Source organism: Bradyrhizobium sp. B097 (assembly GCF_038957035.1).
Classification (GTDB): Bacteria; Pseudomonadota; Alphaproteobacteria; order Rhizobiales; family Xanthobacteraceae; genus Bradyrhizobium.
In genome coordinates, this window is record NZ_CP152412.1 from 5,933,663 (window position 1) to 5,949,065 (window position 15,403).

The window sequence follows — 15,403 nt, forward strand, 5'->3', positions numbered from 1 at the left end:
TCTATCACATAGATTTTTGGGGCACACTGTGGGAAACATATCGACCCATTCCGTTAGGCTCGCAGGCGACCATGAACGAACAGATTCAGCAGAAAACCATTGACCTGGCACGGGGTCTTTTCCTGGTTCGCTACAATGGCGCGGAGGACAAGACATCACCTCCGGTGGTGCGCGTCTATGCCGATCGCGCCAGCCTTAACAATTGTAACATTATTACCGGGCCCGATGCGGCCAATGGAACCCTGTTTGCGCCGGAGACCGCGCTGGTCGTGTCAGTGGCCCGGCCAAGCCGCCTGATCGTCGAGGTCACGGCAGGGCGCGCCGGCGGCTCGACCGCCGCCAATATCAAGATCGAACCGCTGAGCCAGGGCCAACCGGCCGTGCAGCCGAGCGGTCAGCCGGCCAGCCAGCCATTCGACACCGATGAGCCCGAGGCCGGCCCTGACGAGCTGAGCGCCCTCAAGCTGCTCGCGCATGTCGCGGGTTTGGGTGACGTGACGGTCGGCCCGAATACATGGATCGCCGGACCGGCCGCGCCGGCCCGTATCGAGGGAATTTCGCTCGAATGGCCGAACAAGCCGTACGATCTCAACCTGCAATACGCAGTCAAGTTCGCCCGGCCGCAGCGCGGCGACAACCAGTTCGTTCCGCTGGGAACCTTCGCCGGAACCCGGGGGCGCGCGCTGGCCATCACGGGGTTCTCGCTGGAAGCCACCGGCCCCGGCGCGGATCGCTACGCCATCGCGGCCGAAACCATCTTCCTCGGGGCTCCCGCCTTGCGCGTGACCGGGAACCGGATTGTGGTATCGGGCCCTTCAGGCCGGGAACCCCTGGTGGGCCTCAAGCTCAGTCTCGAAGAGCACCGGGCGCAGGCAGCGCCCCTCGCGCCCCGGCAGCCAATGCGCGCTGAACCCGCCCCTCCGATGCCGCGCCAGGAGGCACCGCGCCTCGAGGGACGCGTGCGCGTGTTCCGGAGCCGGCAGAACGCCGTCAAGACGGCGGGCTGACCATGCGGGCAGACAAGGGCGACACTTGACCGCCGACGCGCGCAGGATCGCCTTTACGTCCAAAACGCTCCACCACGTCGAGCTCGAGCGAGCCGCCGTTGGAGCGCTCGAGGCACGTGATTTCCGCCGCGCATTCGCGCTCGCCGACCGGCGCTGCCGGATCCTGCCGCATCCGGGCGCGCGCGCCCATTTGCTGCGCGCAGAAGCGCTGTTTCGCCTCGATCTCACGGATGCGGCCATCGCCAGCGTCGCCAAAGCGCTCGAACTCGAACCGGACGATCTTGCCGCCGCTCGGCGAATGATGGCTTGGGGCGACGGCCTTGCGCGGATCGACGCCGCCCGAAGCGTCGCGGGGCGCGATGACGATCCGGATTCGGTCAGGACCGCGCTCCTGCTGCTCGAGCAGAACGGTCAGGACAGCTGCGCCCGTATCGACTTCCTCGATGAGGAGGTGAAGGGATGGGTGACGTGGCGAGGCGCGGACGATCCCCACCTTTCACTGGCGCAAGCCGATCAATCCAGCACCGTCCAGCTTCCCGCCGATCCCCGTCACAGGTTTGCGCACAATGGGCGACGCGCCGCAAGCTTCCGTCTGATGCGGCCGGCGTCCGCGACCTCGCAACACCTCGAGATCGCACAGGCGGGCCACATCATCGCGAGCCTTCAGCTCCCGGCCAACCGCGCGCCGGATCGCCGCGAAGCGCCACAACGGCCGCCTCGCGCCGGGAGCGCCGAAACTCCGCCGCTCACCATCATCATCCCGGTGTACCGGGATCTGGCCGCGACCCGTGCCTGCATCGAGAGTGCGTTGACGGCCGTGGCCTGCACGCCGGGCGCGACCATCGTCGCCGTCGATGATGCGTCGCCCGAGCCCGACATCAAGCGCCTGCTCGGCGAACTGGCGTCCGAGCAGCGCATCCGGCTCCTGACCAACGCGCACAATCTCGGCTTTGTCGGCGCGGTCAACCGGGCGCTTGCCGAGACTGATACCGGCGACGTCGTGCTGCTGAACTCGGATACGACGGTGCCGAAATACGCGCTGCAACGCCTGCAAAGCGCGGTGCAATCGACGCCGGGCGTGGGCACGGCGACCCCGCTCTCGAACAACGGCGAATATACCAGCTTTCCAATTCCGAACCGGTCGAACCCCCTGCCCTCGCCCGACGAGTTGGAATTGCTGGACGAGCTTGCCGGCACGGCGAATTCCGGGATCGCCATCGACATTCCCAATGGCATTGGGTTCTGCCTCTACATCACCCGCGAATGCCTCGACGCCGTGCATGAGCTCTCCGACGACTTCTATCGCGGCTATCTTGAAGACGTCGACTTCTGTCTGCGCGCCGCGGAGGCCGGCTTCCGCAATGTGTGCATCCCGTCGGTCTTTGTCGGACACGAAGGTTCGCGCTCGTTTCTTGGCGAGAAGCGTTCCCTGGTGCTGCGCAATCTTCGCGTGCTCGAGCACCGTTACCGGCGCTATGCGACGGAGTGCGCGGCGTTCCTGCTTGCCGATCCGCTGCGCGATTGCCGCGCGGCGCTTGAGCTCAAACTGCTCTGCAACGAACAGCGCGCCACGAGCCCGCACGTCATCCTCTGCGGCTCCGCCGTTGGCCGCGAGATTGCCGTCAGGCGGTGCCGGCAGCTCGCGGCGGACGACAGGCGCGGGCTGATCGTTCACTTCCGCGCCGAGGGACGACGCCAGCTGGCTGCGATCTTCGCGCCGGATGGCGGAGCCCCGCAGTCGATCGCACTCGACGTTGCGACAGCTGCGGGCCGCGAGGCCCTTCTGAGGTTTCTCACCGATCTCCAGGTCCGCTCGCTCGAAATTTCGGAACCGAACCGCATCCCCGGCGCATGTCTCGCGCAGCTCACGCAGCATTTCGCCTACGAGCTCCTGATCACCGACAGCAGACTTGCCGAGCGCGCCGCGATTGGATCCGGCCTCCATCCGGACTGGACCGGTCTCGTCGAACGGGCCCGAGGCGTGATCGCGATCGGCGAAGACGGGGCAGCCTTTTCGGTCTCGGTTCTCGGCCTGCAAGTGGTCAGGCCGAGCGACCCGCTGGTGCGGCCAGCGCGGCATCCTGCGGCGAGCGGCCCGGCGCGTCTCGGCCTGCTTGCCCTACGCGGCAGCGCGACGGAATTTCGCTTCATCAGAGCGCTCGGCGATCAAATCACCAATGCCCATGCAGACACCGAGATCATCGTGCTCGGCACCACCCTCGACGATCTCAAGCTGATGCAGCGGACGAATGTCGTGGTCACCGGCGAAATCGCCGTCGACGACGTCGCGACACTCATCGAGGGTCACGGCATCACGAAACTGGTTCTCGACATCGGCGAACCGGCATTCGGGCATCCGCTGGTCGACGCGCTGCTGGCGAGCGGATTGCCGGCCGCCGCGACGGAATGGCTTCCGACACCGCCGGGACGTGGCCGAAAAACCGACCTGAAGCTCCAGCCCGGTTTTGATACCGATGAAACGGTTGCCGCCGTCCTCGGCTGGGTGGTCGAAGATGTGCAGTTACATCCCGATCGGAGGAGCAGTCGGCACAGGCGGGAGGTTGGCGCGCGGCTTCCATGACCGCGGCGGCCATGCCAGCGACGAGAACGGCGTCGAGTCCAGCCCGAGCAGCGGGCTGTAATAGGGATCGTCGAGCAGCACCTCGCCCCACTTCGCGCGCAGCATCGCCAGCTCGCGCCCGAAGCGTGCCTTGCGGTCCGGCGCGGAATCGCGGCCCCGGCTTGCCGACTCCAGGTGAACGAGTTTCGCGTCCGGCGTGAATACGATCCGCTTTCCGAGCTGGCGCAGCTTCAGGCACAGATCGATATCGTTGAAACTGATCGGAAAGCGGATCTCGTCCATGCCGCCGACGGCCACGAAATCGCGCTTGCGCATCAAGAGGCACGCGGCCGTCACCGCCGAACATTCGTGCGCCACCTGGAGCAGATCGCCGTAGCCGGGATCACCATCCATCCGGTCGTTGAAGGCATGCGCAGCGGAGAAATTCGCCCCCAGTACCACCCCGCCATGCTGCACGACGCTGCTCGGCCAGAGCAGCTTTGCGCCGACGGCTCCGACGTCGGGAGCGGACAGCCGCCACAGCATCTCCGCCAGCCAGCCGTCGTCGAGCGCCTGGACGTCGTTGTTGAGGAAGCAGATGTTCTCCGTGTCGACGCAATCGACGGCGGCGTTGTTGATGGCTGCGAAGTTGAACGGCCCCTCGACCGAAATGACGTCGATCTCGTCCGCTGAGAGACCCTCGAGATAGTCCAGCGCTTCCGGCTCGCTCGAGCTGTTGTCGACAACGAGAATCCGGGCGTTGGTCTCATGTGCGGCCGGCAGGACCGTCTCGATGCAGCGCTTGAGCAGTTCGGCGCGATTCCTGGTCGGGACGATGATGGTGGTGCGCTCGTTCCAATCGACCGCGCGCTTGACCCGCACAGCTGGAAGAAGCCCTGCCTTCCGCGGCTCGACATTCGCCTCGACGCCAGTCCTGGCAAAATACGCCTGGCTTGCAGCGACCAGTTCGGTGGTTGCGGCGGACGCATCAATTCGCGGCAACGCCGCAACAGATCCCGGCAGATGATAGGTTCGCTCAGCATCCACGCAGCCAATGAAGATGTCGTAGAGCGACGTCGCCGATCGCAGCGCTTCCACGGCACGTTCCCGGCACACCGCAAAGCAATACGCGCCATAGCCCTGCTCGAGCGCACGTTCGCGATCGAATGCCGAAAACGCCAGCGGCCAGACAGCGCCGGCGCCGGCCGCGACCTCGACGTCGCCATAGACGAGCTCGCAACCGGGCTCGGACGCGAACACATCGGCGAAGCGCTGCAAGGCATCTTCCGCAAGGATCGTCCCGCTCAGGCAGAAGACGAAGAACGCGCTGTTGGCGGCATCGCCGTCGACGAACTCGCGCGCAGCGCCGGAATCGAACTGACTGAACCCCCGCGCCGGCAGAGACACCGCCGACCAGGCCGCGTGCCGCTGGGCCTCCAGGCTCTCGATGCTTTCGTCCACCCTGGCATCCCCGATCAGGACGACCGCGGCCTCGGATGGAACGTCGGACGGTGCTGTCGGCGAGAACCGCTCTTTCCAGTTGCGATAGGTGTGGAACGGCACCGAGGCAGGCAAGAGCTGATCGAACAATTGCCCGCGCAGCCGCTCGCTATCCCAGCGTCCGAGCTCCGCGATGGTCTGCTCCAGGCCGCGCTCGAAAGCGACGAATGCGACCGGCTCCGAGATCAGGCTCCGTCCCGAAATTGTCCGCGCCGACAGGCCGCGCACGCGACCGTCGGCGAAATGCTCGGGCAGGTGAAAATCGATCCGGCGGCCGACGCCGAACTCGCTGCCCCGCGCAACGTTGGTCCACCCGATCGGCTTCACGGTCATCACCGGCCGTTGCGCGATCAGGATCTCGATGTCTTCGTCGACGTCCTGCGAGAGCCAGCCCTCGAAGCGCAAGCCTCCGGCCCATTTGATCTCGCCGATTCGGTGCCACTGCGCTTGCGGTGCAGCGACATCGCAGCGAATCGGAGCACCGACGGGACTTCCGATATTCGCCAGTCTTGCCTCGATGATCGCAGCGTTCGAGCTGACCTCGTCCTGCACGTTGAACGTAAAGCCAAATCGACCGTCGCCGATTCCGGCATCGGCAAGCTCTGTTACAAACTCGTCACACAATGATGACATGTATGGCTCGCCGTCGACCAGCAGTTCGACGGCGTAGCGTCGGGTCGGATCGGCGCGGTCATAAACAAATCCAGAAAACGTGGTGCGATCGTATCTGGAGAATTGCGTCTGCAACGACGCGTATTCAGCTCCTGAGGGCCTCTGCTTGCCAATCGTCTTCGTGCTCATGTCCACCCCTCAAACGGAAGCTCGATTGTCGGTCGATTTCAAGTTGAGAATGTGTCCATGGCGCGCCCAAGCTGACTAGCCAGCACTCAACTGCACTGAGGCCATCACCGTTTGCACAAAAAGCCGCCGCGCTTCAACACAATCGATACGCGATAAAACTTGGCGTTATCGGCACCAATTGTGCTAGTGCTAACTCCTCCTCTCCACACTGATCGACGAGCGGATTCATGAAGATTGCAATGGTTGGAACGGGATATGTAGGTCTCGTATCCGGAGCGTGTTTTGCCGATTTCGGCCATCAGGTCGTGTGTGTCGACAAGGACGCCGGCAAGATCGAAGCCCTGAAGCGCGGCAAGATCCCGATCTATGAGACCGACCTCGATAAGCTCGTCGAGACCAATACCGCCGCCGGACGGCTGACCTTCACGACGGAGCTCGCGGGCGCCGTCGGCGACGCCGATGCCGTCTTCATCGCGGTGGGAACACCCTCGCGGCGCGGCGATGGCCATGCGGACCTGAGCTACGTCTACGCTGCCGCCAAGGAGATCGGCGCAGCGCTGAAGAAGTTCACCGTGGTGGTGACGAAGTCGACCGTGCCCGTGGGCACCGGCGACGAGGTGGAACGCCTGATCCGCGAGACCCGTCCCGACGCGGATTTCGCGGTCGCTTCGAACCCCGAATTCCTGCGCGAAGGCGCCGCGATCCAGGATTTTCGCCATCCCGACCGGATCGTCGTCGGCACCGAGGACGATCGGGCCAAGAGGGTGATGGGCGAAGTCTATCGCCCGCTCTATTTGAACCAGGCCCCGATCCTCTATACGGCACGACGCACGGCGGAATTGATCAAATACGCCGCAAATGCCTTCCTCGCCACCAAGATCACCTTCATCAACGAGATCGCCGATCTCTCCGAAAAGGTCGGGGCGAACGTACAGGAAGTCGCGCGCGGCATCGGGCTCGACAACCGGATCGGAACCAAGTTCCTGCATGCCGGCGCAGGCTATGGCGGCTCGTGTTTCCCGAAGGATACCCGCGCCTTGTTCAAGACGGCGCTCGATCACGACGTCCAGCTGAAGATTGTCGAAGCCACGCTGACCGCGAACGACAACCGCAAGCGCGCGATGGCGCGCAAGGTCGCCAACGTGCTCGGCGGAGAGCTGCGCGGCAAGACGATCGGCGTGCTCGGCCTGACCTTCAAGCCCGATACCGACGACATGCGCGAGGCACCGTCGATCCCGCTGATCAATGGCCTGATCGACTTCGGCGCGAGCGTTCGCGCCTACGATCCGGTCGGCATGGAGCAGGCCCGCAAGGAATTGCCCGAGATCGCGTACTGCAAGGACGCCTATGAATGCGCCCGCCAGGCGGATGCGCTGGTGATCGTGACCGAGTGGCGCCAGTTCCGCGCGCTCGATCTGAAGCGCATCAAGCAGGAAATGAAGCATCCGGTCGTCGTCGACCTGCGCAACATCTACCGGCCGGACGAGATGGCCGCGCACGGCTTCACCTACGACAGCATCGGCCGGCCGCGCTAAGCGGCCGCGCCGGCGCCGTCCAATCCCAAAGCGCGATGAGGTTGAATCCTCATCGCGCTTTTTGCTTGTTGTCTCAGCATCAACTCAGCGCAAACGCCCGGCATTTGCCGCAGGAAATCCGGTTCGCACCTTGAGCCCTAGGCGTGGGCGGGCACGCCGAGCTGGACATACGAGTCCAGCTCGCTTGCGAGCGCTTCCTGCCACGTCGGCATCGCGACCCCGAACTGCGTCTTGAGCCGCGTCAGATCCAACCGTGAATTGCCCGGACGGACCGCTTTGGTCGGGAAATCGGCCGTCGCAATCGGAACGATGTTGTCGACCGCGAGCGTGACGCCACGCGACCTCAGCCCGCCGACAATGGCGGTTGCAAAGCCGTGCCAGCTGGTTTCGCCGGCGCAAACAAGATTGACGACACCGCCCCTGCGCGCGAGCTGATCGTGCAGCGTGGCGATGTTCGGCAGGACGATGCCGGCGACCGCGCTCGCAATCGCCTGTGCCGTCGTCGGCGCGCCGATTTGATCGGCCACGATCCGCAGCTCCTTACGCTCGCCGGCGAGCCGCGCGATGGTGCGCAGGAAATTCGTGCCCTTTGCGGCATAGACCCAGGAGGTCCGCGCGATCAGATGCGCCCCACCCGCCGCCTGGATCGCGACATCGCCGGCAAGCTTGCTTGCGCCGTAGGCCGACAACGGTTCGGTCGGGCTGTCCTCGCGCCACGACCGGTCTCCTGAACCATTGAAAACGTAGTCCGTGGAGAAATGCACCAGCGGCACGCGGTTCGCTGCGGCCCATTTCGCGAGCGCTTCGGGTCCCCTGGCGTTGATCAGGAACGCCAGCTCGCGCTCGTCCTCGGCGCGATCGACGGCCGTATAGGCGGCGGGATTGATGATGAGATCGGGCTTCAGTCGCTCGAGCTCGTCCGTCAACATCTCCGGTTTCGCGAGATCGAACTCCGCGGTCGGCGGCGCGATGATGGTGCCGTGGCCTTCCAGCAGAGGCTTGAGCGCACTGCCAACCTGGCCGCGCGTTCCCGTCAAAAGAATCCGCATCAGATTTGTCCATAGGTCGGAAGATTGCTGGCGTCGGCGAGCAGCGGCGCATCCGCATCCTTGGCCGACAGCTGTGGCTTATCGACGCCCCATTTGATCCCGATCGCCGGATCGTTCCACCGGATCGAGAGCTCGTCCTTGGGGCTGTAGAAGTCATCGCATTTGTAGAAGAAGTCGGCGGTTTCCGAGAGCACCACGAAGCCGTGGGCAAAGCCGCGCGGCACCCATAGCTGCCGGCGGTTGTCCTCGCTCAATTCGACCGCGACGTGCTTGCCGAAGTTCGGGCTGCCGACACGCACGTCGACGGCAACGTCCAGCACCTTGCCGCGCAGCACGGTCACGAGCTTGCCCTGGGTGAGCGGGTTTTGCAGGTGCAGCCCGCGCAGCACGCCGTAGGCCGAGCGGGACATGTTGTCCTGCACGAAGGGGCGCGTGATGCCGTGCTCGACATAACGGGGCGACTGGTAGGTCTCGAGGAAGAAGCCGCGCTGGTCGCCGAACAGCTTCGGCTCGACGATCAGAACTTCAGGAAGCTCGGTCTTGATGACGTTCATTTAACATTTGTTCCAGTTTGACGCGCCCGAAATGTTAATTTCCACCTCATAACAAACTTGTGCAGCGCACGCTATATGTTATGTTCTGATAATCAAATTGTGAGGGACCATGAAAGGCATTATCCTTGCCGGTGGCACCGGCTCGCGCCTCTACCCCGTGACCACCGTCGTCTCCAAGCAGCTGCTGCCCGTCTTCGACAAGCCGATGATCTATTATCCGCTGTCGACGCTGATGCTCGGCGGAATCCGCGATATCCTGATCATCTCCACGCCGCAGGACAAGCCGCTGTTCCAGCGCCTGCTCGGCGACGGCAGCGAGATGGGTGTCCGGTTCGCCTATGCCACCCAGGAGACCCCGCGGGGCCTCGCCGACGCCTTCATCGTCGGACGCGAGTTCATCGGCGATGACTCGGTCGCCCTTGTGTTAGGGGATAACATTTTCTACGGCCACGGCCTGCCGAGCATGCTGTCGGCCGCCTCGGTCCGCAAGAAGGGCGCCACCGTGTTCGGCTACGTCGTCAACGCGCCGGAACAGTACGGCGTGATCGAGCTGGACGGCACCGGACGGGCGCTGTCGATCGAGGAGAAGCCGAAGCGGCCGAAGTCCAACGTCGCGGTCACCGGTCTCTATTTCTACGACAATGACGTGGTCGACATCGCCGCCGGCATCAAGCCGTCGCCGCGCGGCGAGATCGAGATCACCGACGTCAACAAGGCCTATCTCGAGCGCGGCGACCTCTATGTCGAGGTGCTCGGCCGCGGCTTTGCCTGGCTCGACACCGGCACCCATTCCTCGCTGGTCGAGGCCAGCCATTTCGTACAGATCCTGGAGCAGCGCCAGGGCCTGCGCATCGCCTGCCCCGAGGAGATCGCGCTGCGCCAGGGTTACATCTCGCTGGAAGCCTTCGCGAGGGTGGCACAGAAGACCGCCAAGAGCAGCTACGGCGAGTATCTGCTGTCGGTCTACCGCTCGTTCCAGGGTCAGCCCCGCACTGCCGAGGTATTCAAACATGCGGTTTAAGGGATCGACGATCTTCGTCACCGGCGGCGCGGGCTTCATCGGCTCCGCCGTGGTCCGGCACCTGCTGCGGGACACCCACGCCCGCGTCGTCAACATCGACAAGCTGACCTATGCGGCGAACCTGGCCTCCCTGCCCGGCTCGGCCGAGAGCCTGAACTACACCTTCGAGAAGGCCTGCATCTGCGAAGCACAGGTCCTGCGCCGGCTGTTCGAGAAATATCAGCCCGATGCGGTGATGAATCTTGCGGCGGAAAGCCATGTCGACCGCTCGATCGACGGTCCCGGCGAATTCATCCAGACCAACATCGTCGGCACCTTCACGATCCTGCAGGAGACGCTGCGCCACTGGCGCACGCTCTCGCCCGAGAAGCGCGACCAGTTCCGCTTCCTGCACATCTCGACCGACGAGGTGTTCGGGTCGCTCGGCGACGAAGGCCTGTTCACCGAGACCACGGCCTATGCGCCGAACTCGCCCTATTCGGCCAGCAAGGCCTCGTCCGATCATCTGGTGCGCGCTTGGCGCGAGACCTATGATTTGCCGACCCTGGTGACCAACTGCTCCAACAATTACGGCCCCTATCACTTCCCCGAGAAGCTGATCCCGCACATGATCATCAAGGGGCTCGCCGGCGAGCCGCTGCCGGTCTATGGCGACGGCCAGAACGTTCGTGACTGGCTGTTCGTCGAGGACCACGCCAGGGCGCTGACCTTGGTGCTGGAGCGCGGCGAGGTCGGCGAGACCTACAATGTCGGCGGCCGCAACGAGCGCACCAACCTGCATGTCGTGGAAAGCATCTGCGACCTGCTCGACGACGTCATGCCGGCTGCGGCCGGCCCGCGGCGGCAGCTGATCAACTTCGTCGCCGACCGGCCGGGCCACGACCGCCGCTACGCCATCGACGCCACCAAGCTCGAGACCGAGCTCGGCTGGCGCGCCGAGGAGAATTTCGAGACCGGCATCGCCAAGACGGTGCGCTGGTATGTCGACGAGCAACCCTGGTGGCGCGCGATCCTGGAGCGCGGCTACAAGGTGGAGCGCGTCGGGCTGAACCAGTAATCGCCGCTCTCTCCAAATCACGGGCGTGGATGGCGATGATGTTGGCGCGTATGCACGACCGGATTCGAATTTGTGAGCTATAGGCGGGAATGAACTGAGCAGCTGATCTGGATCGCAACGGCGTGCCGGCATTAGGCATGTCGAGCGCCCCGGCGACGACAAGTTGCTCTCGGTCACGGACATGGAGGAGACGTCAATTGCTACCAAGAATGTCGAAAGAAGAAGCGGATCTTTTCCTATCATTCGTGAGAAATAGCCGCGACTACGTCGAGTTCGGAACGGGCGGAAGTACGGTCATTGCATCAAGGCACGTCAAGAATTCAATTACGTCCGTCGATTCCTCACGGGGATGGCTGGACCAGGTCGATCGCGCCTGCACCTCAAGCCGCACAAAACCTCTCTTGACATTCATCGACATCGGACCGACCGGCGAATGGGGTTTTCCGATCGATCCGTCAACGAAGCCACGTTGGCCGGATTATCATTCGACCATCTGGAATACGCCGGGCAGCGCCAACGCCGATCTGTATCTCGTCGACGGTCGCTTCCGAGTTGCATGCTTCGCCCAGATTGTCTTGCACTGCAATCCAGCAGCAATCATCGGCATGCACGACTTCAGCTCGCGCCCGGCCTATCACTGTGTCAGAGAGATAGCTCGCGAAATTGCAACGGCCGGCGACATGTCGTTCTTCGTGCCGCTTGCGAACAGAAAAGCTGCGGAAGCGATACTTGAGTCGTCTTGCGCAGAGCCGTCCTAAGGCGCTTTCGAACGAAGCTGGCACCGGTTCGCGCGCCTCAAAGCAAGACGCTGAGCCCCGGCAATCAGAACTGAGGCCGCAGCCGGTAGGACCCCGCCGACAGGTCGAAGACTACGTTGGGTGGCCTGCCGTCCGATCGCTATCGGCGGCAATGGCCCCCGGCAACCAAGGCAGATCCAACCTCAAGAAGGCAGCATCTCAGCGCAAAGTGCGCCAAAGGAAGCGCCGAACTCGGCAAAGACGCGCGCCTCATCGGGCGATGCAAACTCAACTTTACCCGACTGCTCAATTCGCATCGATCCGCGTCCCAAGGGAGCGAGTTCGGATCCGGGATCTTCTCGGAGAGAGAGCAGCCGCTTGATCTCGGTTACGTACAGCTTCTCGTTTTCTGTCGCTCGCGATAGGTCTCGCTCCAGAGCCTTCTCAACCGAATCTCCGGACTGCAAGAAGCCTCGCGCAATCAGCTTGTTCATGTTGGCGCGAACCCGCTGCGCCGGCGACAAGGTCGCCATATGCAGCAGGAAGAATCCGAACCACGCCGCAGGGGCCTTCTTTCCCTTGGCGATCTGGCAATTGTGATTGACCTCTCCCGACAGGGGCGCCGCGGCTGACCGGATCAAAGGCTTGCCCCAGGCCAACCCATGCCGAAGCGTGCCCAATTCGGTGCCGCACAGCATTCTGTCGCGATAGGAAGGAGCGTTGTACAGCCAGGTCGACGGGATAAACGCGCCGCCTTCCTTGTCTTTCAAGCGATCCAACATCGCAGCGTCGCGGATGAACCGTTCGCCGTCATAAAACGTGAGAAATTCGTCCGTATCCAAAAAGCAAAAGAAATCGGAAGACGCAGAAAGGCTTGCGTAAAGACTTTCGAATTTGTTGGCATTGTGCAGGTCGTTGTGAAACCCGCCGAAACGGGCGACCAGCAGGTCCGGAACCAGATTTTCGTAAATCGACAGGACCTTGGCGTCGGAAGATCCGTTGTCAAAAATGATCAGGTTCGAGTCACCGACAATTTGCCTGTGATGGGCTGCCCAATCGGCAAGGAAATACGGGTCATCCTTCGTCTTGAGGACAATCTTGAGCGTTCCACGGGTGCTGCGGATACGGTCACAAATCGCAGTAGACTTATCTTCCCATGCAACGAGCGGCATCAAACACGGTCCCTGTGCGTAGCAATTAACATCGATCGGTTTTAGCCGATCTAAGTTCATCGCGCAGAAAAAGTTTGGCCTAACATTAGCCTTACCATCCCTCGATCATTAGGTTGTTTTTGAGGAGAAGCAACAGGATGTTTGGCAAAACAACCACGAGGCCCTCGAGGATGCTGACACGACGATTGTTCCTGGCCTTGGGCTCTGCTGGCATCAGCTATGCGTTTGGCCGCCGCCTGGCCGCCAGGCAAGTCGCGCCTCCCACCGACCGCCCCCTCGTGGGCGCGATCAGGTGGGACGCATGGTATGCCCCCGGGTCGACGTCGACCACAGCGGTTCAAACATCGCTCTCTCCCGCGCAGTACCATTGGCGAGTTCCATTCTTTGCGAAGGAGACCACCGGCAAGGGCCGCAGCGAGGTTGCCTTTCCGGAGATCACGCAACAAACGATCGACAAGGAAATCAAGCAGGCCGTCTTCGCAGGCATCGACTACTGGGCCTTTGTCGCCTACGGCTCGGCCGACCCGATGTCGAGAGCCCTGAAGGTGTTCAGGGAAAGCCCTATCAAGAACGAGATTTCGTACTGCATTTTTACGGAATTCCCGCGATGGGGCTCCCACGACAAGCCAAGCCCGATGATCGATGAACACGTCAGTCTCATGGGCGACAAAAACTACCTGAGAGTATCGGGCGGGCGGCCAATGTATTTTCTCGGCTTCATCCATGAGGCCGACGTTCAAAAACGCTGGGGTGGGGTGGAGAACCTTCGGTCCCAGATCGAGCAATTCAGGGCGCGTGTAACGGGCGCGGGGCATGGAAATCCGTATCTGGTGCTCACCGGCGACAAGAAGCTGCTTTATGAACAGGGTGCTTTTCTAACGGCCGATGCTGTCAGTTCCTATGCCGGAGTTTACGGTAGCGTCCGTGGTTCTTATGCCGACCTTGCACGTGGCGCGGAGCGGGATTGGAATGAGCTCGCCAAGAGCCAGCTCCCCGTCATCCCCACCGTGATGACTGGCTGGGACCGCCGTCCACGCATCGAACGTCCAGTCCCCTGGGAGGCCGCCAAGCAGCGCCCGGGCGTTGGAATGGAAAACTTCTTCATTGCACCGACCGGGCCGGAGCTTTCCGATCATCTGCATCGCTCGATCGCATGGAGGTCTGCTCAACCGGAGGAGCTGAAATCCCCTGCGATCCTGATTTACGCATGGAATGAAAACGATGAGGGCGGATGGCTCGTCCCTACATTGCCGTGCAGAACCGAACGCCTGGAGGCGTTGCGCAAGGTCCTGAAGGACCTTCATAACGAACAGTCCAAGAGCCCGAACCTTTGCTAGCATCGAAGCCTTGCTAGCATCGAAGCCTTGCTAGCATTGGAGCCTTGCTAGCATTGGAGCCTTGCTAGCATTGGCAATGCGAGGCGTGAACGCCTACAGGCCTCTTCAGCCTGCGGTCTCGCCTCGGCCGCATTTCTCTAATGCCATTCAGCCGGAACCGTCCACTGGTTCTTCTCCACCGTCCTGTGCTCGGCCATGTAAGGCGCGTACAGTTGCCGCATCCAATAATTGAAGTTCGGGTAGTTCTTGATCAGCCGATAGAAAGCATCCCCCATGTTCAGAGGGCTGAGACAAGTCCGGTTGGACGGTTTGGAGACCATCGCGCGCAGCGAATAGGTCTGCATGCAAGCCCTCGTTTCGCTTTCGGCCACCGAACTTAGTCCACGAAAACTATTGGATGCGTGCAACCGATACATGTACTGATCGGCTTCGACATATTTTGGCTCAACGATCGTGATCGCTCGCAGCGCGAATTCCCAATCGTGACAATATTTGAGGTCGGCAAACCACCCAGTCCGCCTCAACAATTCTGCGCTCAACACAAAATTTCCCGTTGAAGCTGCTATCTGCGACTCCAGGAAAGACCAAGACAGCGGGCGATCGGCACCTGCAGCCTGACTCGTTGCGTATCTGAGGCGCGCCGGAAACTGATAGCTCTTGATCGATTTCCCGTTCTCGTCGATCGGCTCAATCGAGGAAAAACCGAAGAACAGCTTTTCAGCACCATGGCGACCGACAAATGCCTCAACCCGCTCCTTCGAAAAGGCATCGTCCGAGTTAAGCAAGAACAACATTTCGCCCGTTGCGAGAGACAACGCACGATTCCAGGTGAAATGCGCTCCCATGTTCGTGGGATTCTTCAGCAACTTGCACGATGCAAAGCGCTTGGCGAACGATTTCCGCTTCAGGAGCCTCTCGGCCAACTGGAAGCTGTTGTCCGGCGAGTTGTCGTCGACGATGATCAGCTCGAGTTCGGGATATGTCTGATCGAAAACCGTCTCGAGGCAGTGCTCGAGATAGGCCTCGTGCTTGTAGCAAGCAATCACCACGCTGGCTAACATTTGATCCTCAAC

At 62.3% G+C, this 15,403-nt stretch carries 13 protein-coding genes; 7 read left to right on the forward strand and 6 right to left on the reverse strand.

The window, feature by feature from the left end:
• The first annotated feature begins 71 nt into the window (after positions 1–71).
• Positions 72–1,007, forward strand: a complete 936-nt coding sequence (locus AAFG07_RS27755; protein WP_342722989.1) for a hypothetical protein — start codon at positions 72–74, stop codon at positions 1,005–1,007.
• Here AAFG07_RS27755 and AAFG07_RS27760 read toward each other — a convergent pair.
• The gene (locus AAFG07_RS27760; RefSeq protein WP_342722990.1) at positions 991–1,500 is read right to left on the reverse strand and encodes a hypothetical protein; all 510 of its coding nucleotides are present in this window, start codon (positions 1,498–1,500) and stop codon (positions 991–993) included. The genes AAFG07_RS27755 and AAFG07_RS27760 overlap by 17 nt on opposite strands.
• Before the next feature lie 102 nt (positions 1,501–1,602).
• Between AAFG07_RS27760 and AAFG07_RS27765 the strand changes: the two genes are divergently transcribed.
• Positions 1,603–3,588 (forward strand): glycosyltransferase family 2 protein, encoded by a 1,986-nt coding sequence (locus AAFG07_RS27765; protein ID WP_342722991.1) that lies wholly within the window; start codon positions 1,603–1,605, stop codon positions 3,586–3,588.
• Here AAFG07_RS27765 and AAFG07_RS27770 read toward each other — a convergent pair.
• Entirely contained in the window at positions 3,529–5,868 is a 2,340-nt protein-coding gene (locus AAFG07_RS27770; RefSeq protein WP_342722992.1) for a glycosyltransferase family 2 protein, read from the reverse strand. The genes AAFG07_RS27765 and AAFG07_RS27770 overlap by 60 nt on opposite strands.
• A 227-nt stretch (positions 5,869–6,095) precedes the next feature.
• On the opposite strand from AAFG07_RS27770, the gene AAFG07_RS27775 reads away from it, so the two are divergent.
• Positions 6,096–7,403 carry a UDP-glucose/GDP-mannose dehydrogenase family protein gene (locus tag AAFG07_RS27775; RefSeq protein ID WP_342722993.1) on the forward strand — a complete coding sequence of 436 codons (1,308 nt, stop codon included), beginning with the start codon at positions 6,096–6,098 and terminating at the stop codon, positions 7,401–7,403.
• 137 nt (positions 7,404–7,540) lie between these two features.
• Here AAFG07_RS27775 and rfbD read toward each other — a convergent pair whose 3' ends face one another.
• A complete protein-coding gene (gene rfbD / locus AAFG07_RS27780) occupies positions 7,541–8,452 on the reverse strand; it encodes a dTDP-4-dehydrorhamnose reductase (protein WP_342722994.1) in 912 nt (303 codons plus the stop codon).
• Complete coding sequence (gene rfbC, locus AAFG07_RS27785) at positions 8,452–9,006, reverse strand: dTDP-4-dehydrorhamnose 3,5-epimerase (RefSeq protein ID WP_016841672.1); 555 nt, start codon at positions 9,004–9,006, stop codon at positions 8,452–8,454. The genes rfbD and rfbC overlap by 1 nt, the downstream gene beginning before the upstream one ends.
• Before the next feature lie 109 nt (positions 9,007–9,115).
• Here rfbC and rfbA point away from each other — a divergent pair, with 109 nt between their 5' ends.
• From rfbA to AAFG07_RS27800, 3 genes are all read left to right on the forward strand, one after another.
• Positions 9,116–10,027, forward strand: coding sequence for a glucose-1-phosphate thymidylyltransferase RfbA (gene rfbA, locus AAFG07_RS27790; protein WP_050630279.1), 912 nt, complete (start codon positions 9,116–9,118; stop codon positions 10,025–10,027).
• Positions 10,017–11,084, forward strand: coding sequence for a dTDP-glucose 4,6-dehydratase (rfbB, locus tag AAFG07_RS27795; protein ID WP_342722995.1), 1,068 nt, complete (start codon positions 10,017–10,019; stop codon positions 11,082–11,084). Before rfbA ends, rfbB begins: the two co-directional genes overlap by 11 nt.
• A gap of 209 nt (positions 11,085–11,293) precedes the next feature.
• Positions 11,294–11,842 carry a hypothetical protein gene (locus tag AAFG07_RS27800; RefSeq protein WP_342722996.1) on the forward strand — a complete coding sequence of 183 codons (549 nt, stop codon included), beginning with the start codon at positions 11,294–11,296 and terminating at the stop codon, positions 11,840–11,842.
• Positions 11,843–12,024: 182 nt separating this feature from the next.
• Here the strand turns inward: AAFG07_RS27800 and AAFG07_RS27805 are convergent, their stop codons facing one another.
• Entirely contained in the window at positions 12,025–12,993 is a 969-nt protein-coding gene (locus AAFG07_RS27805; RefSeq protein ID WP_342722997.1) for a glycosyltransferase family 2 protein, read from the reverse strand.
• 170 nt (positions 12,994–13,163) lie between these two features.
• Between AAFG07_RS27805 and AAFG07_RS27810 the strand changes: the two genes are divergently transcribed.
• On the forward strand, positions 13,164–14,330 hold the full coding sequence (locus AAFG07_RS27810; protein WP_342722998.1) for a hypothetical protein: 1,167 nt from the start codon (positions 13,164–13,166) through the stop codon (positions 14,328–14,330).
• A gap of 137 nt (positions 14,331–14,467) precedes the next feature.
• On the opposite strand, the gene AAFG07_RS27815 is transcribed toward AAFG07_RS27810, so the two are convergent.
• The gene (locus AAFG07_RS27815) at positions 14,468–15,391 is read right to left on the reverse strand and encodes a glycosyltransferase (RefSeq protein ID WP_342722999.1); all 924 of its coding nucleotides are present in this window, start codon (positions 15,389–15,391) and stop codon (positions 14,468–14,470) included.
• Positions 15,392–15,403: the final 12 nt, after the last annotated feature.

Coding starts and splice junctions, on each gene's coding strand:
- AAFG07_RS27755 (WP_342722989.1), top strand. CDS start 72: ATGAACGAACAGATTCAGCAGAAAACCATTGACCTGGCACGGGGTCTT.
- AAFG07_RS27765 (WP_342722991.1), top strand. CDS start 1,603: ATGCGGCCGGCGTCCGCGACCTCGCAACACCTCGAGATCGCACAGGCG.
- AAFG07_RS27770 (WP_342722992.1), bottom strand. CDS start 5,868: ATGAGCACGAAGACGATTGGCAAGCAGAGGCCCTCAGGAGCTGAATAC.
- AAFG07_RS27775 (WP_342722993.1), top strand. CDS start 6,096: ATGAAGATTGCAATGGTTGGAACGGGATATGTAGGTCTCGTATCCGGA.
- rfbD (WP_342722994.1), bottom strand. CDS start 8,452: ATGCGGATTCTTTTGACGGGAACGCGCGGCCAGGTTGGCAGTGCGCTC.
- rfbC (WP_016841672.1), bottom strand. CDS start 9,006: ATGAACGTCATCAAGACCGAGCTTCCTGAAGTTCTGATCGTCGAGCCG.
- rfbA (WP_050630279.1), top strand. CDS start 9,116: ATGAAAGGCATTATCCTTGCCGGTGGCACCGGCTCGCGCCTCTACCCC.
- rfbB (WP_342722995.1), top strand. CDS start 10,017: ATGCGGTTTAAGGGATCGACGATCTTCGTCACCGGCGGCGCGGGCTTC.
- AAFG07_RS27800 (WP_342722996.1), top strand. CDS start 11,294: ATGTCGAAAGAAGAAGCGGATCTTTTCCTATCATTCGTGAGAAATAGC.
- AAFG07_RS27805 (WP_342722997.1), bottom strand. CDS start 12,993: ATGCCGCTCGTTGCATGGGAAGATAAGTCTACTGCGATTTGTGACCGT.
- AAFG07_RS27810 (WP_342722998.1), top strand. CDS start 13,164: ATGCTGACACGACGATTGTTCCTGGCCTTGGGCTCTGCTGGCATCAGC.
- AAFG07_RS27815 (WP_342722999.1), bottom strand. CDS start 15,391: ATGTTAGCCAGCGTGGTGATTGCTTGCTACAAGCACGAGGCCTATCTC.